The organism is Parasphingorhabdus sp. (assembly GCF_036568145.1).
Taxonomy (GTDB): Bacteria; Pseudomonadota; Alphaproteobacteria; order Sphingomonadales; family Sphingomonadaceae; genus Parasphingorhabdus.
Genome location: NZ_DATCTC010000035.1, coordinates 1 through 24,169, shown reverse-complemented (window position 1 = coordinate 24,169; position 24,169 = coordinate 1). Strand labels below are relative to the sequence as shown.

The window sequence follows — 24,169 nt, the reverse complement described above, 5'->3', positions numbered from 1 at the left end:
TTATCGAGAGCTGACTGTCAGATGATCGTGTTAAATTTGGCGAACTCTGGTCGCGGGCTGCGGTCGAATATCGTGGACGGATCACCATAGCCCAGTGTGGAAATGAAATTGGATTTGACGGTGGGATGATTGCTGAAAAATGCCTTGTCCACGGCCTCATTATCAAAGCCCGACATCGGGCCGGTGTCCAGACCCAGTGCGCGGGCGGCAAGGATAAAATAGCCCCCTTGCAGGGAACTGTTGCGCATAGCGGCTACGGTACGGCCTTCCGGATCATCCTCGAACCAGCTTTTCGCATCGGTGTGGGGGAAAAGCTCGGGAAGATATTCATGGAAATCGTAATCCATGCCAATGATTACGGTGGCAGGGGCCTTTAAAATCTTGTCCCTGTTCATCTCGGATGCGCACTCGGCAAGCCGCTGTTTGGACTCTTCACTGTGGCACCATACCAGCCGCGCGGGTAGCATGTTGGCGCTGGTTGGTCCCATTTTCATCAGATCCCAAATCGCATGAAGCTGCTGGGTTGTGACAGGTTTATCCTGATAGCCGTTATATGTCCGCGCTGTCCGAAAAAGCTGATCCAGTGCACCATCATCAAGTGGCTGTGTCATAATATCCCCATTTACAATGATCGTTTGTTGGCCGGACTAAGCGGCTCTGACTTCTGTTACTTCCGGGACATAATGTTTGAGCAAGGATTCGATACCATGCTTCAACGTCGCGGTGGAGGACGGGCATCCAGCACAAGCCCCCTGCATTTTCAGGAACACTGTACCTTTGTTGAATCCGCGATAGATAATATCGCCGCCGTCATTGGCTACAGCGGGACGAACGCGGGTTTCAATCAGTTCCTTGATTTGTGCAACAATGTCCGCATCTTCCGGATCGTCATGGACTTCCTCTTCCGGAGGAACACGAATCTCGCCAGCCGATCCCGGCTTGAACAATGGCAGGCCAGCCGAGAAATGGTCGAGCAGGATGCTCAATATTTGCGGCTTGGCATCCCTCCAATCTGCTCCGGCGCCTATGGTAACGGACACGAAGTCCGATCCGAAGAAGACGCCAGTCACATCGCCCAGTGTAAAAAGAGCCTCCGCCAGTGGTGAGATTTCAGCATCCTCGGGGGACGCAAAATCCCTTGTCCCATCGGCCATGACGGTTTGACCCATCAGGAATTTGAGTGTGGAAGGATTGGGTGTCTTTTCGGTTTCTATCAACATATCTTACATGTGGGAGTATTAGGCGGGGCTATCAAGCCCAAAATTTCTTTCAGGCAGGCAAAATATTCTGGCATAACTGCCCAAATCGCCCGGGCTCGCAGGTGATTATTCATTAGCCAGTAAGATACGCCCTGTTTATAATCACGTTATGAATATAAAACTCAGCGCATCGCGCCGCTATTTCGCGGGGTTTGCCCTCTTTGCCGGGGCATTTTTCTCCGTCCTGTCAGTGCCGGCACAGGTAAATGCACAGGAAGCGACGGCGCAGACGCAAGAGACTCAGCTGCCTTGGCTATATGAAGGCAGCGACGTTCCCGTCGACAAAAGCTGGACCTTTGGCGTGCTCGATAACGGGCTACGCTACGCTGTCAAACGCAACGGTGTCCCGCCGGGGCAGGTGTCTATCCGGGTCCGGATAGATGTCGGATCCCTGATGGAAAAGGATGAAGAGCAGGGTTTCGCCCATTTTATGGAGCATCTTTCCTTCCGCGGTTCCAAATATGTCCCTGATGGAGAAGCGAAACGGGTCTGGCAACGACTGGGCGCAACCTTTGGCAGCGACAGCAATGCCGAAACGACACCGACCCAGACCGTTTACAAGCTTGACCTTCCGAATGCCAATCCGATCAGCCTTGAAGAGAGCATCAAGATTCTATCCGGCATGATCAGTGCGCCGGGTTTGAATGCCGCTGCGATCAATGCCGAACGGCCCGTTGTGCTGGCTGAGCGGCAAGAGCGTCAAGGTCCGCAAACCCAATTACAGGACATGACCCGCGAACTGTTTTTTGCTGGCCAGCGCCTTGCCAGCAGGGCCCCTATTGGTACGGTTGAGACACTGAGTGCGGCCAGCCCGAAAATGTTGCAAGCCTTTCACCAACGCTGGTATCGCCCGGAAAATACGGTCATTGTTATCGCCGGCGATGGCGATCCTGCGGTATTTGAATCGCTGCTCAACAAATATTTTGCCACTTGGAAAGGGCAGGGCGAAGCGGGCACCGCCCCTGATTTTGGTGATCCTGATCCCGATGCACCCGATAGCAGGGTGACGATCCAGCCGACTTTGCCGCGCTTCATATCCATGGCGACGGTTCGGCCGTGGAGGAAGGTCGATGATACCATTGTCTATAACCAGCAATTGTTGATCGACCTGCTCGCGCTCCAAATGATTAACCGCAGGCTTGAAGCACGGGCGAGGGCAGGGGGAAGCTATCTCCAGGCGAATGTAAATCAGGAAGATGTCAGCCGCTCTGTGGATGGAACTTTCGTTAACATCATTCCGTTGGGCGATGATTGGGAAGCCGCGCTACGCGATGTGCGCGCCGTGATCGCAGATGCGACCACCCATGCCCCGTCGAAAGAAGATATTGCGCGTGAAATGGCCGAATTTGACGCCGCCCTTGCCATCGGAGTCGAAGGCTATTTTACAGAGGCCGCGCGCAAGCAAGCTGATGATATTGTAAATGCGGTCGACATTCGTGAAACGGTCGCCACACCGCAAACCGCGCTTGATGTATTCCGGAACATGCGGAATCTTTACACGCCGGAAAGATTGCTGGAAGCAACGCAAAAGCTGTTTGATGGCGTGGCAACGCGGGCCCTGCTGGCGTCCCCGACTGCGCTGAAAAATGGCGAAACCAGACTTGCTTCCGTTTTGGGCGAAGATGTCAAAGCCGCCAATAATGCGCGTATGGAGCAAGCCAAACTCGACTTTGATGTGCTGCCGAGTATCGGGCCTAAAGGCACCGTTGTTTCATCCGACCCAATCACATGGTTTGATATGGAAAAACTGACTCTCTCCAACGGTGTGCGGGTATTGTTGTTCCCCAATGATGCAGAGCGCAACAAAATCATGGTGAATGCGCGTTTTGGTAAAGGCTATAGCGGTCTGGCTCCCGATGAAGAGGGACTTGCGTGGACCGGTGGAATGGCTCTTATCGCCAGTGGTGTTAGTGAACTGGGGCAGGAAGAGCTGGATAAAATCACCACTGGCCGCCGGATCGGCCTTAACTTTGAAATTGACGATGATGCTTATGAAATCAAGGCTGATACCAGACCCGCCGATCTTGAAGACCAATTGCATTTGATGGCTGCCAAGCTGCAATATCCCCGCTGGGATGAAGCACCGGTTCTGCGCAGTCGGGCAGCAGCTCTGATCGGCTATGACAGTTTCTCCGCTTCTCCGCAGACTGTGTTGCAGCGCGATCTGGACTGGCTGGTTCGCGGCAAGGATGCCCGCTGGAAAACACCGGACAAAGAGGATTTCAATGCTTTGACGCCAGAAAAGTTCAAGGCTTTTTGGCAGCCGATTTTGGACAGCGGTCCTGTCGAACTGATGCTCTTTGGTGATTTTAACCGCGATGAAGCGGTGGAAGCGGTGCTCAAAACCTTTGGTGCGCTTCGTGAACGCAAGTCTGACACAATCCCCCAAGGCGCTACTTCCCCGAAATTTCCCGAACCTAATGGTTCGCCAGAAATTCTGCTGCACAAAGGCGGCAAAGAACGTGCGGCGGCCTTGGTCGCCTGGCCAACAGGCGGTGGACTGCAGAATATTCGTGAAAGCCGTCAGCTGGAAGTTCTGACCTCGATCTTTAACGATCGCATGTTCGAGATATTACGGTCCAAGGAAGGCGCGACTTATAGCCCGCAGGTGATTAACAACTGGCCCGTCGCGTTCCAATCGGGCGGATATATCAGCGCGTCTAGCCAGTTGGCACCGGACAATATCGACCGTTTTTATGAGGTTTCCAGAGTGATTGCCAAGGACTTGCGCGAGAAACCGGTTAGCCCTGATGAGTTGCAACGGGTTGTGGAGCCGCTTCGCCAGCTCATTTCGCGGGCGAGCAGCGGGAATAGTTTCTGGATGAGCCAGTTGGAAGGGGCGACCTATAATCCCCGGAAATTCGCAGTCCTGCGAACATTCATGACTGATTATACAGCAATTACGCCTGATGAAGTGCAGCAACTGGCGCAGAAATATCTGAAAGAATCAGCCGAATGGAAATTGATGGTGGTGCCGGAAGGAAGCCGGCAAGCTGCGGCCCAAAATGACACCGCAGTTGCCGCAGGTTCCAGATAAGTCCCGATATTGCTCAGGCCCATTTTTATACCGTTAGTCCCGAGCCTGTCGAAGGGTATATATAAATCGGGCGCGGTGCGTCATGTTCTGAAACGTCCTTCGACAGGCTCAGGACTAACGGTTATTTTTTCCTGAAAAGCGTATACTAGGAAAGCGTATAATCGTCCGCTATTCCATTGGTGGAAAGTGGTCAAAGCCGGGCATTTCATGCGCTGTTTTGACCCATGGAATCTGCTCTGCAAGCTGGATGCTCATCTGGGGCACATATTCTTCAGGCGCGTCAAGCGTGGCGGTTTGCACATCGACCATGCCGGGTAACATCTCGGCATTTACATAAGCGATTCCCGTACCGCAATTGGCGCAAAACTGCCGCTCCGCCCCGGCTTTGCCATGGACGGATTTAAGCTCGCCCTTGGTAACGGAAAAGCCGTCCTGAGCCAGCATGATCCACGCCACAGAAGGCGCGCCAGTGCTCCTCTGGCAATCGCGGCAATGACAGATTGCATGGTTGATCGGTTCGCCCGAAATCTCGTAGCGCACCGATCCGCAATAACATCCGCCTTCTGCCATTTTACCCTCCTCAGATTTATTATCAGACTGTTTTATAGCACATATTTGGACAAGTCAGTATCCTTGGCAACATCGGCAAGCTGGCTGTCCACATAAGCGGCGTCAACGGTGATCGTCTCGCCCTTCCTGTCTTCTGCATCAAAGCTGATATCTTCAAGCAGTTTTTCCATCACGGTCTGGAGCCGCCTTGCACCGATATTCTCAACCGTTTCATTCACATTCGCGGCAATCTGGGCCAGCTTTTCAATCGCATCGGGCGTAATTTCGACGGTTACATCCTCGGTCCCTAACAAAGCGATATATTGCTCTGGAAGATTGGCCTTTGTTTCGGTCAAAATGCGGACAAAATCTTCTTCTGTCAGCGCACGCAATTCCACACGAATGGGAAGCCGACCTTGCAGTTCGGGTAACATGTCACTGGGTTTAGAGATTGAAAAAGCACCGGATGCAATGAAGAGTATGTGGTCAGTCTTCATCGGGCCATATTTGGTGGCAACCGTGGTTCCTTCGATTAACGGCAACAGATCGCGCTGAACGCCCTCCCGGCTAACTGATCCGCCGCGGACATCGCTGACCGCAATTTTGTCAATTTCATCGAGGAAAACGATACCATTGGACTCGGCGTCGGCAATAGCCAGACGTGCGATGTCGTCATCATCCAGGCGCTTGTCCGATTCTTCCTCGATCAATTTGTCCCACGCATCAGCGACCCGCATCTTGCGCCGCTTCATATTGCTTTGGCCAAATGCCTTGCCCATCATGTCCGACAGGTTAATCATGCCAACCTGTCCGGGCATGCCGGGAATATCCATCGGCGCGTTGGGTGTATTTTCCACCTCGATCTCAATCTCGGTGTCATTCATATGATTGTCGATCACGCGCTGGCGAAAACTTTCCCGCGTAGCTTCGCTGGCATTTTCCCCGCATAAAACGTCGAGCAGGCGCTTCATTGCGGCTTCGGAAGCCGCGTCGCGCACGGCCAAACGGCGGCGCTCGCGTTCAAGGCGAACAGCCTCTTCGGCAAGGTCGCGCGCAATCTGTTCCACGTCCCGGCCGACATAGCCGACTTCGGTAAACTTGGTTGCCTCGATCTTGATAAAGGGGGCATCGGCCAGCTTCGCAAGACGCCGCGAAATCTCGGTCTTGCCGCAACCGGTTGGTCCGATCATGAGGATATTTTTCGGGGTCACTTCGTCGCGCAATTCGGCGGGCAGCTTTTGGCGCCGCCAGCGGTTACGAAGGGCAACGGCCACGGCCCGCTTTGCCTCTTTCTGTCCGACGATATGTTCATCAAGTGCCTTAACAATGGCCTTGGGAGTAAGATTATTTTGCATGTTCAACCTTTGATGGAAGCAAATTGGAAGCGTGTCGATTTAGCGGGCAAAGCCCACATAACTCTAAGTCGCGCTATCCAGCATTTCGATTGTGACCTGGTCATTCGTATAGACACAGACTTCTGCAGCGATAGCCATGGCCTTGCAGGCAAGTTTTTCTGCATCTTCTTCATATTCGATCAATGCTCTGGACGCTGCAAGCGCATAGTTGCCACCCGACCCGATGGCGGCAATACCTTGTGTAGGTTCCAGCACGTCACCGTTGCCGGTCAGGATCAAGGTCACGTCCTTGTCGGCAACGATCATCATCGCTTCGAGATTGCGTAAATATTTGTCAGTGCGCCAGTCTTTGGCCAGTTCCACAGCCGCGCGCATTAATTGGCCGCTGTGGCGTTCCAGCTTTCCTTCCAAACGTTCGAACAAAGTAAAAGCGTCTGCGGTTGCCCCTGCAAAGCCGCCTATGACCGATCCGTCGTGCAATTGACGAACCTTGCGGGCATTGGGTTTCATCACGGTTTGACCCATGGAAACCTGGCCATCGCCAATCACGATGACTTTGCCATTTTTACGAACGGAAAGGATGGTGGTGCCATGCCAGTCTTGCATGCCATGCTGCTGATTTTTTGTCATAAACGGGATATGGTAAATCTGTCGGGCAAGTGCAACCACTGCTCTCATACTAGATATTTTTTGTATCTATTTGTTGTTCAACACGCAAAAAAAATGGCGACCAAAGGGCCGCCATCTTAAAATCATATATCGCCAGAGCTCAAGGGCTGGTTGGCGAATCGTCGCTTCCGTCAGCGGCAATAATGATGCCACCGATTACTGCAGCGGCAGCGAGAACAGCAATGATGATGCCTGATCCGCCTTCGAGTTTGCTTTCCTTGTCTGCAGATGCGTCAGCACGAACAGCCTCAGAAACCTTAGAAACCGGCTGAGCAGCCTGTGCGAACACAGGTGTAGCAACCAGAGATGCGGCGGCAACTGCAGCCATACCAATTTTATCGAAACGCATAATTTGCTCCTTTAAGGCTTCGCATTAGATAAATCGTCAATATGGGAGTGACACAACAATCATTTGAAATCAACCAGATTTCTCGCGAATAACGTTATTTTTGGCCATTGTTGCAAACATCACACAATCACGGATAGCACCGATTCCGGATAGATCACACTGCCTGTAACAATTAAAATAATTGTATCATTTCAAGACATAGATCCCGGAATGCCATTTTTCGGTGGATTTAATAGCTAACAAATTGTTAACAAATGGGCATGAAAGAAGGTCGAACCCGTTCTCTCGCGCTTGGCAATGCTCCTGCTCTAGCGATTCGGAATGAGGCCGCAAGGCACCCTTTCCGCCGCGCTTTGCCCCGTGAACTGGTCGCGCATATCGAAAATCAGGCAGTTGAGAAGACTGGCAAACAATCCAAAAAATGGATGAGTGAGGATATGAGCCTCTTCCTCCTGAGCTTTACGGCGTTCTTTACCGCTTTTTCTGCCTTCATTTTTTAAGCGCGTTTAATCGCCAGCCCTAGTCACAGGCAAGATGCAGTTGCTGTCCAAGCCATGCCGCGACGACGCACAAAGCTGCGACGAGCAGCAATTGCTCTGTGGTTGAAACGCCGAGCAAGCTCAGTCCCAAGGCCCCGACAGCGCCGAGTACCATACATCCGGAATTGACGACATTATTCGCGGCAATCGTCCTGGCTGTTTCGCTGATCGCAACTGTTGTCGTCAAGAAAGCATAGAGCGGCACAACAAACATGCCGCCAAAAATCGAGACGCCAGCCAATGTTCCCAGCAAGGCCCATGCTCCGTCAAGCATCATGAACGTGCTGAATGTGTATAGCTCGCCATTGGGCAGGCCCTGCCAATTACGGGCTATGAAATAGAGGATCACAACGAAAACCCCCATCATAATCACGCTAAACGGTGCAAAGCGGGCGGAGACTTCGCTTTTGAGCAGCCGGTTAATCAGGACTGACCCCAGCGCAATGCCGACAGAGAAGACACCAAGGAACAGGCTGGCGACCGCGGGAGTGGAGGTCAGGACATTTTCCACCAGAGGTGGGAACTGGATGATGAGAACCGATCCGATGGTCCAGAAAAAGCTGATCGCCACAATCGCAAGATAGAGCCTCCGGATATGCATTGTCGCCGAAATGAGCCTGATGGACGAGCGCAGGAAGTTGAAATCGATTTTTTCGACCTCTTTGTGCGGCGGCGCACTTGGTATGTAGTGAGCGGCGACCCGGCCAATTACTGCGACCATAAGCACAGAAATTATGGCAATTTCAATGCCGTTACCATCTTGGTCAATTATGATGCCGCCCAATATAGTGCCTGCCAAAATAGCGATATAGGTTCCGGCTTCCACCAACCCGGTTCCTGCCAGCACCTCGTCCTTTTTCAGATGTTGTGGGAGGATTGAATATTTGATCGGACCAAAAAATGTCGATTGCAGGCCGAGTAGGAACAGGGCGGTTAGCATGACCGGAATCGAATGCAGCCACAATCCGCTAGCGGCGATAACCGCAATCACAATCTCCAGCGTTTTAACAAACCGTGTAATTCGCGCCTTGTCATAATTGTCAGCTAGTTGCCCGGCCAGAGACGAGAATAGAAAGAAAGGCAGGATAAAAATCCCGGATGCCAGGGCGTTAAACTGAAAATCCTGTGCCGGGTCTTTATAGATGCCATATGTGACCAGAATGACCATCGAAAACTTGAACAGATTGTCGTTGAAAGCCCCTAACATCTGCGTGAGGAAAAGCGGCCAAAAACGCCGTTTCATTAGTAATCGGTGAGCGGATGACATGCTTTGGAATTTTCCTGTGGTAGAGCCCCGTGTGGAGCGTTGTCAGGCAGGGGTCGACTTGACCGACACCCTAACGATGTTGCCTGATATCGCAAGGCACTGAATAGCTGGCAACTCCTCCATTGGGATCAACGGGCAAGGATAGGATTTCACTTTGGCCAAAACCTAGCTATGGCAGCATAATATGTTAAACCTGCCAAACATCTTGACGCTCTCACGGATATTTACAGTGCCGTTTCTTGTCGGTTTATTGTGGTGGCCAAGCTGGAAAGCGGGTTATTTACTCGCGACCGGTCTTTATGCGTTAATGGCGATTACGGATTATTTTGACGGCTATCTTGCCCGGTCACAGGGCACAGTTTCGAAACTCGGTATATTTCTGGACCCGATTGCCGATAAAATCATGGTCGCTTCGGTGATCCTGATCCTCTGTGCAAGCGGCGATATAGAAGGCTATAATGTCATTGCAGCCCTCATCATTTTGCTGCGCGAGATTGCGGTATCGGGCTTGCGGGAATTTCTAGCCGGTTTGCAGGTGAGTGTGCCGGTTTCCCAAATGGCCAAATGGAAGACGACTTTTCAGCTCGTTTCGCTTGGTGCCTTGATATTGGCGGGCGGTTTACCGCAATATGCCTTCATTCAGACGGTGGGAATCTGGACGCTCTGGGCGGCGGCAATTTTGACGCTGGTTACGGGCTGGGACTATCTTCGGGTCGGCTTGAAACATATGGATTGATGGCCACACATGCCGCACGAAATTAACATGATATATTTCGCATGGGTCAAGGAACGGCTTGGCCGAGATCAAGAGACTGTCATTCGCCCGGCAAAGGCCCTGACAGTGGGGCAGCTTGTTGAGCATTTGCGGGACATTGATGCTTCCTACCAGGCGGCTTTTTGTAACATGAACAAGCTCCGCTTTGCATTGGACCATGATTTTGTTGGGCCAGAAGCGCCGCTGGCCGGTGCCAAAGAACTGGCAATATTTCCGCCAGTTACGGGCGGATGATAAAGATTGAGGTCATAACGGGCAGTTTCGATGCCGGAGCAGAGATTGAAAATCTGTCGGTGCTTAGCGGCGGCGCGGTTGCCAGTTTTGTCGGACAGGTGAGGGGCGACGGCGATCTTGTCGCTCTGGAGCTGGAGCATTATCCGGCGATGACCGAAAAAGCCTTGCGCCATATCGCCGATAAAGCCTCGCAAAAATGGCCGTTGCACGGGATTACGATCATTCACCGGGTTGGTCGGCTTAAAATCGGGGAGCAGATTGTTTTAACCTGCACATGCTCAGACCACCGGCAGGCGGCAATCGAGGCCTGTGCCTATATCATGGATCAGCTTAAAACTGCTGCGCCTTTCTGGAAAAAGGAAATTAGCAGCAATGGAAGGGAAAGCTGGGTCGAGGAGCGTCAGTCGGATATAGAAGCTGCTGAAAACTGGGGCGGTTAAGCCGCCTTTTTAATATCCCAACTCTTTGTTTGTCGCATGATCTCTGCCAGAAGTTTGAATTCGTCTCTGCGCGGGCTGTTCTTGCGCCAGATGAGGGCAATATTGCGAAAGGCATGATCCGATATAAGCGGGCGCGCGACAATATCGGTATGATCCAATATCCCGCTATCAATCGCCATTTTGGGGAGCATTGTAAGGCCCAGCCCATTGTCCACCATTTGCACCAATGTGTGTAGCGACGTGCCCATCATCCGGGCTGAAGCCCTGAGTTCCGGGCGGTTGCAGGCGGCAAGGGCGTGATCCTTCAAACAATGACCATCTTCCAGCAATAAAAGTCGGTTTTCGTCGATAATCGCTGGATCAACCATCTTCGGCGGATCGCGCGGATCATCTTTGGGAAAGGCGATGAAGATCTCGTCTTCAAACAATATTTCCGATTCTACGTCGCCGCATGGAAAAGGCTGTGCGAGTAAAACACAATCAACATGCCCGTGCCGGAGTGAATCGCAAGCGGCCTGGCTGGGTTCTTCTTTCAAATAGAGTTTGAGCTCTGGCCGGTCTTTTCGCAACTGGGGGAGTAGCTTGGGCAACAGAAAGGGCGCGATAGTGGGGATGACGCTCATGCGGATATCGCCGACCAATGGCTTGCCGGCGGAGCGCGCCATGTCGGCAAGCTCTTCGGCTTCGCGCAGGATGCGATGTGCTTTCTCAACCATCTGTTTGCCAAGCTCGGTAAAGCGCACGACCCGGCGTGTCCGCTCGACCAGTGTAACATCAAGAAGAGTTTCCAGCTCTTTTATACCGGCGGATAGCGTTGATTGAGTAACATAACAAGCTTCTGCCGCTCGTCCAAAATGGCCATGGTCTTCGAGTGCCACCAAATATTGTAACTGTTTAAGGGTGGGCAGATAATTAGACATGATTGATCCCCTAAATGAGTAGAAACATATTAATTCATAATAGTGATAAATGCGAGTGCAAAAAAGGCCCAGTTTTTAATCAGTAGCAAGAAAAGACTGGAAAAGTCATGGCGGGAACCTTAGTTTGGGGACTGGTAATTTGCCGGAGAAGAAGATGTTTGGGGAATTGGGAGAATATTTGGATTCTGTAAAGAGTCGTGACCCGTCTCCGCGCTCCCGCTGGGAGATATTGCTATATCCGGGTGTCTTGGCTTTGGGCCTGCACCGTGTGGCCCATTGGCTGTTCAAGGGTGAACTGTATTTTCTCGCGCGCTTTGTGAACCATTTATCCCGGCTATTAACGGCTATTGATATCCATCCGGGAGCCAAAATCGGTAAACATCTGTTTATAGACCATGGTTTTTCGGTCATCGGAGAAACGGCAGAAATCGGCGACAATGTAACGATCTATCAATGTGTGACACTTGGCGGAACCAATCCGGCGAATGGTATTGGCGGAAAACGGCATCCGACGATTGAGGATGATGCCATTCTGGGATCAGGCGCACAGATATTGGGACCGATTACGGTTGGCAAAAGATCGCGTATCGGTGCCAATGCCGTGGTGACTCAGGATGTTCCGGAAGGCGCTACAATGGTTGGCGTTCGTGCACGTCCGATGCTGGTCAAGGTGGAGCAATATCAGGAAGAATTTACTCCCTATGGCACGCCATGCAGCGAAATGGCGGCCGATACCGGCGCGCAGAAGCTGGAGGTACTGCAGTGCGAGGTGGAGCAATTGCAAAAACGTATCGCAGCATTTGCACAGAATCAGAATAAGACTGACGCGGATGGCACGGAAAGCAGCCGAGATAGTGCTTGAGCCGCTCTGAAAATTCCAACGTCTCAGCTTTTCCGGTAAAGGAAAGATATCCAGTCCAGGTCGGTTTTGAACGCCGTGAAATGGAACGCATCCTCAGCCTTTACGGACGGATGGTCGCTGCCGGTCATTGGCGGGACTATGCGATGGATATGGGGAGAGATGCCGCCATTTTCTCCGCCTTTCGCCGCGCCTCTGAGCGGCCGCAAATCCGAATAGAAAAACGCCCTGCGAACCGGAACAAGCAAGGCCAATGGATGTTGCATGGCGAACATGGTCAGATATTGAAGCGCGGTGACGATCTTGCCGCTGTGCTGGCTCCGATTGAACGCCGTTTGATGAAGCTGATCTAGCAATTGGGTGTTTTTGCCCGATTTCTTTTCAGCAAATCCTTTGTCAAAAAACTGCAATAAAATTGACGCTTTTTCGAAACGTACTTGTCATAGAGCCGAGACATCATTTGTCACACAGCATCAAGGACTCTTATGAGCATGCATCTGAAACTAGCTCTAGCAACTGGCGCCGCTATATTAGCGCTATCCCCCGTTCAGACCTTTGCAGCACCTATTTCTGATGAGGAAGCGGCGGCTCTTCTGGAGCGGCTCAACCAGATGGAGCAAGAAGTTGCGAACCTGCGCGCGCAATTAGGTGCTGTGCAAAATACCCAGCAACAGCAAGTTGAAAAGGTTGCCGAGGTCGAAAAGATCGCGCAGGATAAAGAGAAAACCAGCATCAAGTTCAAAGGCGCTCCGGAAATAAAAACGGAAGATGGCTGGAGCTTCAAGCCGCGGGGCCGGATCCTTTATGATTTTAACAATCTGTCATCCGTTCCGTCCACAATCAACATTCCGGGTGAAGGCTTCTCAAACGAGGCCCGCCGCGTAAGGCTTGGTGTGCAAGGCAAGATTCCGGGCGGGTTCGGATACAAGCTGGAAGCCGACCTTCTGGACGGGGTCGAGATAACGGACGCTTATCTTGATTATATAACCGGTGGTTTAACGGTGACAGTTGGTCAGCATAATAATTTCCAGTCACTGGAAGAATTGTCCAGCAGCAACGACACAAGCTTTATCGAGCGTTCGGCCTTTACCGATGCCTTTGGTTTTGAACGGCAGGTCGGTGTTTCAGCCGCTTACAAGACAGGTGATTTGTTGTTACAGGCTGGTGTCTTCACCGATAATATTGCTGATCTGGACGACGGGAATGACAGCATAGGTCTGGATGGCCGCGTGGTGTTCGCTCCGAAACTTGGCAATGCCCAGCTACATTTGGGTGGGTCTGTCCACTGGAAGGATCTTGGCGATAATGTAAACTCTCTCCGCTATCGTCAGCGACCATTGATCCATAGCGTTGATACCCGCTTCATCAGCACAGGCAATATGGACGCCGAGGAGCAGCTAACTTACGGCTTGGAAGCGGCTGTGATTTCAGGCCGGTTCCATGCGGCTGCCGAAGGTCATTGGGCGACAGTCAGCCGGCCCGGTCTGGCTGATCCGACATTTTTTGGCGGTTCGGTGGAAGCAGGTATGTTCCTGACCGATGACACGCGCGAATATAAAGACGGTCTGTTCAAGGGCGTGAAAGTGAGCAACCCGGTCGGTTCTGGCGGTTTAGGGGCCTGGCAAATCAACGTGCGTTATGACCGGCTTGATCTTACCGATGCAGGTATCATAGGCGGGACACAGGATGGTTATATGGCATCGCTCATTTGGACGCCAGTTGATTATGTCCGCTTCCTGTTGAATTACGGACGACTATCTTATGGCGATGCACTGGCTATTGTTCCCGGTGCGCCCAATGATTATTCCGTCGATGTTGTGGGCGCGAGGGCTCAGATTGCTTTCTGATAGATTGCGATAGAGCAAAGAAAAAGGCCGGATTAAACCGGCCTTTTTTGTTTGTGATAAGGAGCAGGGTTATATCAGGCCGCTTCTGTATCCAGGGCATATCCGGCGGAGCGGACAGTCCGGATGATGTCCGGACGCTGGTTGACGTTGATCGCTTTGCGGAGACGGCGGATATGCACGTCCACAGTTCGCAATTCTATGTCGCTGTCCTGACCCCAGACGGAATCGAGCAACCGCTCGCGGGAGAATACCCAGTTGGGGTGCTCCAGAAAATGACGCAAAAGCCTAAACTCGGTCGGTCCCAGCGGGATTGTATCGCCGTTGCGTTTGACCTTATGGCCGACAGTGTCCATTTCCAGATCCCCAAAGACCAGCTTTTCACCAGCGAGAGCAGGGCGCACGCGGCGCAGCACGGCTTTCACTCTGGCAATCAGCTCGCGCGGACTGAACGGCTTTGTGATATAATCGTCCGCTCCGGTTTCCAGACCGCGGATCTTGTCCTCTTCCTCACCGCGAGCGGTCAGCATGATGATAGGAATATTGGCTGTTTCCGATGACCGGCGCAGATGGCGGCACACTTCGATCCCGGACAGGTTTTCGACCATCCAATCAAGCAGGATAACATCAGGGCGATGTTCTTTCACCAACAGCAAGGCTTCTTCGCCATCAGGTGTCTGGATAACATCATATTCTTCTTTTTTGAAATTCCAGATCAAAAGCTCCGCTAATGCAGCGTCATCTTCTACCAGTAACAATTTCGCACCGGCCATATTACTAACTCCCGTCTTCAGGCTCATCCACAAAATCGGTGGGACTATTACCGCGGTCGCGTTCGGGCATTGGTTCTCCCTTGGCGGCAAAATATACCATTTCGGCGACGTTGGTTGCATGATCGCCAATCCGTTCCAGATTTTTGGCGATAAAAAGCAGGTGGGCCGCTTCACCGATATCTTTGGGGTTTTCGATCATGAAGGTGACAACTGACCTGAAAATGCTGGTGTAGAAATCATCAACAATCTGGTCCCGATCGCAGACATCCACAGCCAGATCGGCATCACGCCGGGCAAATGCTTCCAGAGAGTCGCGCACAAGTTCCGATGCCACGTTTGACATGGATGGCAACAAAGAAGCGGGGCGTAATTTATGGGTGCTGGCGATAACCGGCACACGCTTGGCGATATTCTTTGCATAGTCGCCTATGCGTTCGACCACGCCCGATATTTTGAACGTAGCAATTAATTCGCGTAAATCGTCAGCCATTGGTGCCCGTAAAGCAATGGTCTGGATGGTCAGCTCATCAATGCGTTTTTCAAGATCGTCGATAATCTTGTCTTCTGCGACAACTTCTGCCGCCAGTTTCAGGTCGTGCTTTTCCAGCGCACGCATTGCTTTGGCAATCGCCTGCTCGCTACGCCCGCCGATTTCCGCAACCATACCGCGCAGTTCATTGATGTCGGTATCAAAGGCTTTAACCGTATGTTCCATGCTGCTATTTGTCATTTTCGGGGTTTCCTCTAATCGCGTAACGGCTAACCGTAGCGTCCGGTAATATAGTCCCGTGTTTTTTCTTCTGTCGGGTTGGTGAATATATCGGACGTAACGCCATATTCTACTAATGTACCCAAGTGGAAGAAAGCGGTGCGTTGTGATACACGGGCAGCCTGCTGCATGTTATGCGTCACGATAACAATGGCATATTTGCCACGAAGTTCATGAATAAGCTCTTCGATTTTGGCCGTTGCGATTGGGTCCAATGCAGAACAGGGCTCATCCATCAGAATGACTTCAGGGTCAACCGCAATCGCACGGGCAATACACAGCCTTTGTTGCTGACCGCCCGATAGAGCGGTCCCACTGTCCTGCAAGCGGTCCTGCACTTCGCCCCAAAGGCCGGCCCGTTGAAGCGAGCTTTCAACGATATGGTCCAATTCGTCTTTGCTATTGGCCAACCCGTGAATGCGCGGGCCGTAAGCTATGTTGTCATAGATGGACTTGGGAAACGGGTTGGGCTTTTGAAAAACCATACCGACACGGGCACGCAGTTGCACAACATCCATTTGCGGGGCGTAAATATCTTCACCCTCCAATGTGATTTTGCCTGTGACCCTGGCAATCGGGATCGTGTCATTCATCCGGTTCAAACACCGTAGAAAGGTTGATTTGCCACACCCGGAAGGACCGATAAACGCAGTAACATTGTCAAGCGCGACATCAATAGAAACATCTTTGATAGCCTGTTTCTCGCCATAGAAAACATTCACATTGCGCGTGGTCATTTTCAGAGGCCCATCACCGGCGGAGATGGTAGTGGCTGTTGTTTCTGTCATAGTTGAGCCTTCATTCGGACGGGCATTCGGGTATTCAATCGAGCTGCTACAGTCTAGTAATTCTGTCATATCAACCTACCAGCGGGTTTCAAACCGGTTACGCAAATATATAGCCAATGCGTTCATGGTTAGAAGGAACAGTAACAATATAATGATCGCAGCAGAGGTTTTTTCAACAAACCCGCGGTTAACTTCATCGGACCACAAGAAAATCTGTACCGGCAGAACAGTAGCAGGCTCTGTAATACCACTTGGCGGTGTCGCGATAAATGCGCGCATTCCGATCATCAGCAATGGCGCTGTTTCACCTAGAGCGCGTGCCATGCCAATAATTGTGCCAGTCAATATGCCGGGAAGCGCCAGCGGCAGCACATGGTGGAACACAACCTGCATCTTGCTCGCGCCGATACCCAATGCGGCTTCACGGATAGAGGGCGGCACAGCTTTTACAGCGTTTCGACCCGAGATCACAATTACTGGCATGGTCATAAGCGCCAATGTCAGACCGCCGACCAACGCAGCGGAACGCGGTAAGCCAAAAATGTTCAGGAACACAGCCAGACCAAGCAGACCAAATATGATTGATGGAACGGCCGCAAGGTTGTTGATGGAAACTTCGATCAGGTCGGTAAAGCGGTTCTTTGGTGCATATTCTTCCATATAGAGGGCCGAGAGTACACCAATGGGGAAGGCGATGATCAACGTGATGAACATCGTTATCAAAGAGCCTTTCAACGCACCCCATATGCCCACCTGCATCGGGTCTGTTGCATCGGAGTTGAACAGGAAGTTCCAGTTGAATCCTGTGCTTAAGCTGTCACTCAGTTCAGCCACTTTTGCTTCTGCACTATCGCTGCCAGTGCCCTTGTAAGCAACGTCAATGTCCGATTGTACGGGCAGGTATATGGTGGCTTTGGTTTCGACGATGTCCGGATTTTTAAGGATTTCCTTACGTACGCGTTGCCATCCACCAGTCGAGAACAGATTGGTGCCTTCTTCGCCATATTGGATCTGGATGCTGGCTTCTACAATATCCTGCACGCCCAGTGTCCGAAGGTTCGCCTTTGCATTCTGCCCTTCAAACTGGCTTGGCGAAGCGCCGCCGGTCATGGCCGGAAAATCTAGCTCAACAGGCAGTTCGGTCTGGGTAAATCCGCGAAGACCATTACCAACCATCACGAATAGTAGAAACGCCAGAAAAGCGGCCGAGATCAAAACCGCGCCGAGGCCGATAAACTTGAATCGCCGTTCAGCGCCATAGCGCTTGCGGATACGTTTTTGCATTTCTGCACCCTGCCAATCGGTTGGCGTGCGTTTTTTTACAGGGGTGGCTGCGCTATTCATAAGCTTCCCGATATTTTTTAACGACCCTGAGCGCGATCAGATTGAGCAGCAAAGTCACGATGAACAGCACCAGGCCCAACGCGAAAGCGGCGAGCGTTTTGGGGCTGTCAAATTCCTGGTCACCGGTCAGTAGCTGGACGATTTGCGTGGTCACTGTGGTCACGCTGGAAAACGGATTGGCGGTTAGGTTCGCGGCAAGACCGGCAGCCATGACAACGATCATGGTTTCGCCAATCGCACGGCTTACAGCCAGCAAAACGCCGCCAACAACACCGGGTAGGGCCGCCGGGATCAAAACCTTTTTAATGGTTTCGCTTTTCGTCGCACCCATAGCGAGCGAACCATCGCGCATCGCTGCAGGAACGGCGGCAATACTGTCATCCGCCATAGAGGAAACAAATGGGATAATCATGATGCCCATAACCACACCGGCTGCCAGAGCCGATTCTGAAGAGGCGCCTGAAATACCGATGGAAACAGCGAAGTCCCGTAGGGCAGGGGCGACTGTCAGTGCTGCGAAATAGCCATAAACAACGGTCGGGACACCTGCGAGAATTTCTAATATCGGTTTCATCCATGCGCGGAATTTTGGTGCGGCATATTGGGTAAGATAGATTGCGCTCATCAAACCGAGCGGGATGGCTACGATCATCGCAATGATAGCGCCAATAAAGATAGTTCCCCAAAATAGAGGTATGGCACCAAATCCGCTATCGCCCGGCGGGCCCGCGACAGATTTTGGATTCCATTCGGTTCCGAATAAAAAGTCCAGAGGGGACACCATCGAAAAGAACCGAAAAGATTCAAAAACCAGCGAGATAAATATACCGATTGTGGTGATAGTAGCGATGAGCGAAGCCATAAGCAGCGCCATCATCGTGATCCGTTCAACCTTTGTGCGCGCCCGCAGATCCGGCTTAATCCGTAGCCAGGCAAAGGTACCGCAGGCAAAAACCAAGAGCAAAACGGCCACCGTGCCAAGTGTCCCATAATAGGACAAGGCGGTCTGATATGGCTTGACCATCGTTAGAGAGAGTGGGTTGAACGCCGTTGTTTGTTTGCCTAGCGCGATGGATCGGGCTTCCGCAAGTATCGCACCGCGGGCAAAGGGGGCCTCGGGCAATTGTTCGGCCGCCGGACTGCTCAGCGCTGCTTCCGTGATAAGCGATGGACTGACAAAATTCCAGACGGCCAGAAACAAAAGAGCAGGGCCAATCGCCCAAAGTGCAACATACCAGCCGTGGTAGCTGGGTAGCGAATGGATGGGCCGCTTATCCGGGCTATTTATAACCAAACGCCTCGCCTTGACGCGGCCAAAGAACCAGGACGCACAACCGAGAACGATGATAAGCAAGAAGAGAATGGAGCCTGTCACGGTATAAAATCTGGTCCTTGATTTGGTATTTACCCCAAGATTCAGGGTATTAAAAAATGCGGGCTACATCAAAATAGCCCGCACCCCAACGATTATTATTCCAATTCAGTCCCGCTCAATGTTGGCAGGCTTTTGACAGTCTCTGCCATTTTTGCACGCATATCATCCGGTGATGCAATAAGCCCGATTTTTACCAGATAACCGTCATTCCCACCAGCACTGACAAATTCGGTCAGATATTCCTGAAGACCGGGAATAACACCAACATGCTGTTTCTTGGCATATATATAAAGCGGTCGTGCGCCGGGATATTCGCCCGATGCAATCGCATCATAAGTTGGCGAGACACCGGAAACCGGTACCCCGCGAACGGTATCGGTATTTTCCTCAAGAAAGCTGTAACCGAAAATGCCCACGCTATTGGGGTTGGCTTTCAGTTTCTGGACAATCAGATTGTCATTCTCACCGGCATCAATATAGGGGCCGTCAGCACGAACATTATGGCAGATGGATTTATATTCGTCTTCATCACTATCTTTAAGAGCCTTGGTTGCCGCGTCTGTTTTGCAACCCTCTTCCATAATCAATTCTGTTAACGCATCGCGTGTGCCCGATGTTGATGGCGGACCATAAACATTGATCGCAATATTGGGGAGTGAAGGATCTATATCGGACCATTTCTTCGCCGTATTTTTTTCACCAAATGGCCGCTCTGCAATAGCTTGGTAAATTTGCTTGGGCGTCAAGGCGATCGTCGGACCTTCATTGGATTGTGCAACCGCAATGCCATCAATGCCAATCTGGACTTCAACAACTTCAGTCACGCCATTTGTCTGGCACATTTCAAGTTCGGTCGCTTTCATTCGCCGTGAAGCGTTTACAATATCCGCGGTATTCGCGCCAACACCAGCGCAAAACAGCTTCATTCCACCGCCGGTGCCGGTTGATTCGAGAATGGGCGAAGTATTTGCACCGCCTGCGCTAAATTTTTCGGCAACCGCCTTGGCAAATGGGAATACGGTTGAGGAGCCTACGATTCGGATTTCACTACGGGTTCCACCCTGTCCGCCAGACGCCTGATCCTGACATGCGGCTAAAGCGAGTGACGATACCGCTAAAAGTGCGATTTTCTTAAGCATTATTAGATTTCCCCGTTGTTGTGGAGTTTCGAAAACCAGGTCAAGAATCGGATGTGATTTCCAACCGTTCGACCCGCATCTAGAAGTCCGTAATGTCCTTATGATTACATATTTGTGACAGTTATATTACAATCGACCCGTCTTGTTCCTGATTCCAGAAAACTTATGGACGAGGTTAATGACGCCATTATTTAATAACGGGCAGAAAAATGGTGACGGTTGTGCCAACGCCTTTCTTGCTGGTAATTTCCATCCTGCCGCCATGGCGTTCCGTAATATGTTTAACAATAGCCAGGCCCAGCCCGGTTCCTCCGATGGATTTGCTGCGCCCCTTGTCGACACGGTAAAAACGTTCGGTCAGCCGGTGGAGATGCTCTGTGGCTATACCTTCGCCCTGATCGGAAACAGACAGTCGCAGCATGGATCCGTCGCGATTGGGTTCAACCGCAACAGTTACAGGGGTTCCCGGTCGGCCGTATTTGAAAGCATTGGTAACCAAATTATGCAGCAACTGGGATAGCTGGGCATAGTCACCCTGAATCACTGGCAGATTTTTGGGGGCAGAAATGATGAAATCACCTTCCTCCTTGTTACGTCCATTAAGGAATACATCTTTCACGTCTGATATTAGATTCGCCAGATTGACCGGCTCTGACGGCAATTGATGCTTTTCCGCCTCGATACGCGACAAAGACATCAAATCCTCGACCAGACGCTGCATGCGGTCTGCTTCCTGATACATGATCTTCAAAAATCTGGCCCGCGTTTCGTCGTCTTTGCCGGCTTCGGGATTTTCCAAAGTCTCGATAAATCCCTTCACAGCCGCCAGTGGTGTGCGTAGTTCGTGACTGGCATTGGCAACGAAATCTGTCCGCATCCGTTCGGCAGCATAATGGCTGCTCTGGTCGGAAAGCTGGACCAGCTTCAAACCGTCGGCCAGCGTGTGAATACGCAATTCCCAGCGTTGACCGGCGCTGCCGACACCAACCAGCAAAATTGGTTTACCGGTATGTTTCGCATTCGGATTGGCAAGGCGGTCAGCAGCAGCGGGGTGGCGAATGGCAATCCGTACATCCTCCCCGATAATATGACTGCCCAGAAAATTCTTCGCAGCAGGATTTGCAGTCGTCACCTTCGCATTGCGTACAATCAGGATTGGATCTGAAATAGGGTCTATAATTTGTTGATAAGCTTCCGCTTTTCCCTGATCGAATATTCTTTGCCTTTCGCGTTCAATCACGCTTAAATCTGGTGGTGGGGGTTCGCGTTCTTCCAACGCAGTAATGACCAGAGCAAGAACACCAAATGCCGTCATTATGACAATCTGTAACAAAAGCGCAGAGATTTGCGTTGCCAGAACCGCCCCTCCGACGATCAGCAGGACAGCAAAAACTAGGCGAAGGGGGGAGATAGAGTTCATATTCACCAATGCAAGAGGATCCGGTTCATGTGTGTATCCGGATTTATGTAATAACGGCAATGGGTATATCCAAATTGTTACTTACAATTCTGATCCCGGTTTCGTCGGTTAAGCATTTAAGTCAATTTGTCCCGTTTAAGGACGCCTGACATGGAGGGTGACTGTTTACTCGTATTTAATCGTTTTAGCCTCTAAAGGCGCAAACTAGAGGAAGTTTATGCGCCATGACTGATAAGTCGAACCATGACCAGAAACTATCGGGCAGTTTTGATGCTTCCGATAATGCAGCGGTTGTAACGCGCCGCCGTGCCTTGATTATGGGTGCGGTGACGGCTTCTGCGGTTATCAGTATAAAGCCAGCTTTGGCACAGACAGCTGGCTCTGTGCTTAACTGTGAAATTCCGGTTCCGGGCAATCACGCAGCGGGCGGTTATATTGGTGCCGATGGCAAGATCGTTCCGCCAGACACGCCCGGCGCATTTCCGCCAGCGGGGCGCCATTTTACTGGCGAAGAGGTAAAGCGCGCGATGAATGGCCGGTCTCTACCGGGGACATCTTATGAGCAGTCAAAAGCCTATGTGAATTATATCCGGCGGTTACAGTCCGGACAAAGTGGTTTTACCTGCTACGCATCCCTGCAAATGCCGCGATAACCAATCTGCCGATTTCCCGCTTAAGAGGCCAAAGCTTATTAACATTTCCATGTTAGCAGACAGGCTTGTGTGAATGACCCGCTACAATTTGTGGCCGGGTCCGGGGAATAGTGTAACCGCAAATGAGCCAGCTTTATCGCGCCGTACCCTCCGATGGGCTGATTGTGCATCCTTTGGATAGCATGACCCTGATATTCCAGAGGTCATCGGGGATTACGCATATGGTTGCCGATCCGGTACCCGCGATACTGGAGGTTATGGAGACAGACTGCCTAACCGCTAATGATATCGCAGCGCGATTGTCCAACAGCTATGATCTGGAGGAGGACGACGACACAGCCGATGTCGTGCTTGCCCGTCTGGAGGAGCTGTGTTCGCTAGCTTTGGTGGAACAGGTCTAGCGCAGATGGCGGGCCTCCATCAGCTATATCTGACCGTGGGACCGGCGCGTTTCCGGGTGGCATCATCATGGCAGGAGCCATTGGACCTGCTGGCGGAACTTTATAAGGATTATCCAGCCTCACAAGACGGATATGCCGATTTCACGGTCCGGTTGGAGCCAGAGAAGCCGTGGCGGCGCTATATCCGGCCATCGGTTCATATTTCCGGGGACTATTGGCTACCCGATGCCGCGCCCTTGCCGCTGGGCCAGAGCCTGCTGGCGGCGGAAATGGGGATGAACCTGCAAATGGCCCTGGGCTGGCGCAGGCATGTTTTGCTGCATGCAAGCACTGTGGAAAAGGATGGCAAGGCGTTGCTGATGACCGGTCTTTCCGGCTCTGGCAAATCGACATTGTCCGCGATGCTTGCGGAAAAGGGCTGGCGGTTCATGGGGGATGAATTTGCCTTGCTCAACCCCGATACATTCATGCTGCACAGCTTCCCGCGCCTGATCAGTCTGAAAAACCGGGCTATCACGGCTATGGAAGCGATTGTCCCAGACAACCGTTTCGGACCGCTGATGAAAGGGACGCCCAAGGGAGATATCCGCCATATAGTTCCGCCAAAAGATGCTGTGCACAGGATGAAGGAGACAGCGCGGCCTACATTGCTCCTGTTTCCGCGATTTGGTTATGAGCCAGCTTTGCGGGACATGGGAAAAAGCGAGATTTTCGTGCGCCTGACACAGGCATCGACCAACTATGTCGCGCTGGGTGAAAAGGGTTTTCGGACGCTCACGAAATTTGTCGATACCGTTCCGGCAAAGGCCATTGATTATCAATCTGGGGAGCAGGCGGAAGAGCTGATCGATCGCCTTTGGAGCAAGCTTCCATGATGCACAATGCCCAGCCTTTAGTGGATGCGTTGCGGGAACCGGAAACCGTCCTGTCATTGGACGGGGAAGGGTGGACAGAGCTTGTCAGCATGGCCCGTGCTGAACAGCTTTTCGGGAGTCTGGCACATCGTTTGGCGGATATTGCCGTGCCGGATGAGGTGAAACCTGTTCTGAAAGATGCGGCGGAAGCTGCTGATCTTGCGCGATTACAGGCGCTTTGGGAGGCAGATTGCGCCCGGCGAGTGCTTGCCCCGTTACAATGCAAGACCGTGCTGATGAAAGGGACTGCTTATGTTGCGGCGGGGCTTGATGCCGGGATTGGCAGAAGCATTGGTGATCTTGATATCATGGCTGCGCGCGATCAACTGCCTGCGATCGAGGCTGCGCTTTTGGACGCCGGTTGGGAATGGGTGAAGCCGGACCCTTATGATGACCAGTATTACCGCGATCACATGCACGAATTGCCGCCGCTCATCCACCGTGACCGGGACAGGATGATCGACGTTCACCATACGACTTTGCCGCTTACCGCCGGA

27 protein-coding genes are annotated in these 24,169 nt (G+C 51.9%); 12 read left to right on the top strand and 15 right to left on the bottom strand.

Annotated features, from left to right (window positions below; genetic code table 11):
• Positions 1-17: 17 nt before the first annotated feature.
• Together VIN76_RS14230 and VIN76_RS14225 are read right to left on the bottom strand one after the other, a co-directional pair.
• A complete protein-coding gene (locus VIN76_RS14230; RefSeq protein ID WP_332042529.1) occupies positions 18-611 on the bottom strand; it encodes a malonic semialdehyde reductase in 594 nt (197 codons plus the stop codon).
• A gap of 36 nt (positions 612-647) precedes the next feature.
• Positions 648-1,220 carry a NifU family protein gene (locus tag VIN76_RS14225; RefSeq protein WP_332042528.1) on the bottom strand — a complete coding sequence of 191 codons (573 nt, stop codon included), beginning with the start codon at positions 1,218-1,220 and terminating at the stop codon, positions 648-650.
• A gap of 148 nt (positions 1,221-1,368) precedes the next feature.
• Between VIN76_RS14225 and VIN76_RS14220 the strand changes: the two genes are divergently transcribed.
• Positions 1,369-4,296, top strand: coding sequence for a M16 family metallopeptidase (locus VIN76_RS14220; RefSeq protein WP_332042527.1), 2,928 nt, complete (start codon positions 1,369-1,371; stop codon positions 4,294-4,296).
• Between the two features lie 168 nt (positions 4,297-4,464).
• On the opposite strand, the gene VIN76_RS14215 is transcribed toward VIN76_RS14220, so the two are convergent.
• The 4 genes from VIN76_RS14215 to VIN76_RS14200 all read right to left on the bottom strand — a co-directional run bounded on the left by VIN76_RS14215 (position 4,465) and on the right by VIN76_RS14200 (position 7,218).
• Positions 4,465-4,866 carry a GFA family protein gene (locus VIN76_RS14215; protein ID WP_332042526.1) on the bottom strand — a complete coding sequence of 134 codons (402 nt, stop codon included), beginning with the start codon at positions 4,864-4,866 and terminating at the stop codon, positions 4,465-4,467.
• A 32-nt stretch (positions 4,867-4,898) separates the two neighbouring features.
• Positions 4,899-6,200, bottom strand: a complete 1,302-nt coding sequence (gene hslU / locus VIN76_RS14210) for an ATP-dependent protease ATPase subunit HslU (protein ID WP_332042525.1) — start codon at positions 6,198-6,200, stop codon at positions 4,899-4,901.
• Between the two features lie 63 nt (positions 6,201-6,263).
• A complete protein-coding gene (hslV, locus tag VIN76_RS14205; protein WP_332042524.1) occupies positions 6,264-6,806 on the bottom strand; it encodes an ATP-dependent protease subunit HslV in 543 nt (180 codons plus the stop codon).
• A 163-nt stretch (positions 6,807-6,969) separates the two neighbouring features.
• The gene (locus VIN76_RS14200) at positions 6,970-7,218 is read right to left on the bottom strand and encodes a hypothetical protein (protein ID WP_332042523.1); all 249 of its coding nucleotides are present in this window, start codon (positions 7,216-7,218) and stop codon (positions 6,970-6,972) included.
• Positions 7,219-7,478: 260 nt separating this feature from the next.
• Between VIN76_RS14200 and VIN76_RS14195 the strand changes: the two genes are divergently transcribed.
• Positions 7,479-7,718 (top strand): hypothetical protein, encoded by a 240-nt coding sequence (locus VIN76_RS14195; protein WP_332042522.1) that lies wholly within the window; start codon positions 7,479-7,481, stop codon positions 7,716-7,718.
• 19 nt (positions 7,719-7,737) lie between these two features.
• On the opposite strand, the gene VIN76_RS14190 is transcribed toward VIN76_RS14195, so the two are convergent.
• Positions 7,738-9,024 (bottom strand): MFS transporter, encoded by a 1,287-nt coding sequence (locus VIN76_RS14190; RefSeq protein ID WP_332042521.1) that lies wholly within the window; start codon positions 9,022-9,024, stop codon positions 7,738-7,740.
• Between the two features lie 184 nt (positions 9,025-9,208).
• Between VIN76_RS14190 and pgsA the strand changes: the two genes are divergently transcribed.
• Genes pgsA through VIN76_RS14175 form a run of 3 tightly spaced genes read left to right on the top strand, consistent with a single transcriptional unit; the run spans position 9,209 to position 10,473 of the window.
• Complete coding sequence (gene pgsA, locus VIN76_RS14185; protein ID WP_332042520.1) at positions 9,209-9,760, top strand: CDP-diacylglycerol--glycerol-3-phosphate 3-phosphatidyltransferase; 552 nt, start codon at positions 9,209-9,211, stop codon at positions 9,758-9,760.
• A gap of 27 nt (positions 9,761-9,787) precedes the next feature.
• Positions 9,788-10,033 carry a MoaD/ThiS family protein gene (locus tag VIN76_RS14180; protein ID WP_332042519.1) on the top strand — a complete coding sequence of 82 codons (246 nt, stop codon included), beginning with the start codon at positions 9,788-9,790 and terminating at the stop codon, positions 10,031-10,033.
• Positions 10,030-10,473 carry a molybdenum cofactor biosynthesis protein MoaE gene (locus VIN76_RS14175; RefSeq protein WP_332042518.1) on the top strand — a complete coding sequence of 148 codons (444 nt, stop codon included), beginning with the start codon at positions 10,030-10,032 and terminating at the stop codon, positions 10,471-10,473. Before VIN76_RS14180 ends, VIN76_RS14175 begins: the two co-directional genes overlap by 4 nt.
• Here VIN76_RS14175 and VIN76_RS14170 read toward each other — a convergent pair.
• On the bottom strand, positions 10,470-11,393 hold the full coding sequence (locus tag VIN76_RS14170) for a hydrogen peroxide-inducible genes activator (RefSeq protein ID WP_332042517.1): 924 nt from the start codon (positions 11,391-11,393) through the stop codon (positions 10,470-10,472). The genes VIN76_RS14175 and VIN76_RS14170 overlap by 4 nt on opposite strands.
• A 154-nt stretch (positions 11,394-11,547) precedes the next feature.
• Here VIN76_RS14170 and epsC point away from each other — a divergent pair, with 154 nt between their 5' ends.
• From epsC to VIN76_RS14155, 3 genes are all read left to right on the top strand, one after another.
• Complete coding sequence (gene epsC, locus VIN76_RS14165) at positions 11,548-12,255, top strand: serine O-acetyltransferase EpsC (protein ID WP_332042516.1); 708 nt, start codon at positions 11,548-11,550, stop codon at positions 12,253-12,255.
• The gene (locus VIN76_RS14160; RefSeq protein WP_332042515.1) at positions 12,252-12,605 is read left to right on the top strand and encodes a DUF2794 domain-containing protein; all 354 of its coding nucleotides are present in this window, start codon (positions 12,252-12,254) and stop codon (positions 12,603-12,605) included. Before epsC ends, VIN76_RS14160 begins: the two co-directional genes overlap by 4 nt.
• A 132-nt stretch (positions 12,606-12,737) precedes the next feature.
• On the top strand, positions 12,738-14,099 hold the full coding sequence (locus VIN76_RS14155; protein WP_332042514.1) for a porin: 1,362 nt from the start codon (positions 12,738-12,740) through the stop codon (positions 14,097-14,099).
• A gap of 74 nt (positions 14,100-14,173) precedes the next feature.
• On the opposite strand, the gene phoB is transcribed toward VIN76_RS14155, so the two are convergent.
• The 7 genes from phoB to VIN76_RS14120 form a co-directional block, all read right to left on the bottom strand.
• Positions 14,174-14,869: a phosphate regulon transcriptional regulator PhoB gene (gene phoB / locus VIN76_RS14150; RefSeq protein ID WP_332042513.1), complete on the bottom strand. Its 696-nt coding sequence runs from the start codon at positions 14,867-14,869 to the stop codon at positions 14,174-14,176.
• A gap of 4 nt (positions 14,870-14,873) precedes the next feature.
• Positions 14,874-15,599: a phosphate signaling complex protein PhoU gene (phoU, locus tag VIN76_RS14145; RefSeq protein WP_332042512.1), complete on the bottom strand. Its 726-nt coding sequence runs from the start codon at positions 15,597-15,599 to the stop codon at positions 14,874-14,876.
• A gap of 29 nt (positions 15,600-15,628) precedes the next feature.
• The gene (gene pstB, locus VIN76_RS14140; RefSeq protein ID WP_332042511.1) at positions 15,629-16,426 is read right to left on the bottom strand and encodes a phosphate ABC transporter ATP-binding protein PstB; all 798 of its coding nucleotides are present in this window, start codon (positions 16,424-16,426) and stop codon (positions 15,629-15,631) included.
• Between the two features lie 75 nt (positions 16,427-16,501).
• On the bottom strand, positions 16,502-17,770 hold the full coding sequence (gene pstA, locus VIN76_RS14135; protein WP_332042510.1) for a phosphate ABC transporter permease PstA: 1,269 nt from the start codon (positions 17,768-17,770) through the stop codon (positions 16,502-16,504).
• Positions 17,763-19,145 (bottom strand): phosphate ABC transporter permease subunit PstC, encoded by a 1,383-nt coding sequence (gene pstC / locus VIN76_RS14130; RefSeq protein ID WP_332042509.1) that lies wholly within the window; start codon positions 19,143-19,145, stop codon positions 17,763-17,765. The genes pstA and pstC overlap by 8 nt, the downstream gene beginning before the upstream one ends.
• Before the next feature lie 95 nt (positions 19,146-19,240).
• Positions 19,241-20,284, bottom strand: coding sequence for a substrate-binding domain-containing protein (locus VIN76_RS14125; protein ID WP_332042508.1), 1,044 nt, complete (start codon positions 20,282-20,284; stop codon positions 19,241-19,243).
• Positions 20,285-20,471: 187 nt separating this feature from the next.
• Positions 20,472-21,704, bottom strand: a complete 1,233-nt coding sequence (locus VIN76_RS14120) for an ATP-binding protein (RefSeq protein ID WP_332042507.1) — start codon at positions 21,702-21,704, stop codon at positions 20,472-20,474.
• A 224-nt stretch (positions 21,705-21,928) separates the two neighbouring features.
• On the opposite strand from VIN76_RS14120, the gene VIN76_RS14115 reads away from it, so the two are divergent.
• The 4 genes from VIN76_RS14115 to VIN76_RS14100 all read left to right on the top strand — a co-directional run.
• A complete protein-coding gene (locus VIN76_RS14115) occupies positions 21,929-22,357 on the top strand; it encodes a hypothetical protein (protein WP_414696373.1) in 429 nt (142 codons plus the stop codon).
• Positions 22,358-22,479: 122 nt separating this feature from the next.
• Positions 22,480-22,758: an HPr-rel-A system PqqD family peptide chaperone gene (locus VIN76_RS14110; RefSeq protein WP_332042506.1), complete on the top strand. Its 279-nt coding sequence runs from the start codon at positions 22,480-22,482 to the stop codon at positions 22,756-22,758.
• Positions 22,759-22,763: 5 nt separating this feature from the next.
• The gene (locus VIN76_RS14105; protein WP_332042505.1) at positions 22,764-23,633 is read left to right on the top strand and encodes an HprK-related kinase A; all 870 of its coding nucleotides are present in this window, start codon (positions 22,764-22,766) and stop codon (positions 23,631-23,633) included.
• Positions 23,633-24,169, top strand: a 537-nt coding sequence (locus VIN76_RS14100; RefSeq protein WP_332042541.1) for a nucleotidyltransferase family protein, incomplete at its 3' end; no start/stop codon positions are given. The genes VIN76_RS14105 and VIN76_RS14100, both read left to right, overlap by 1 nt.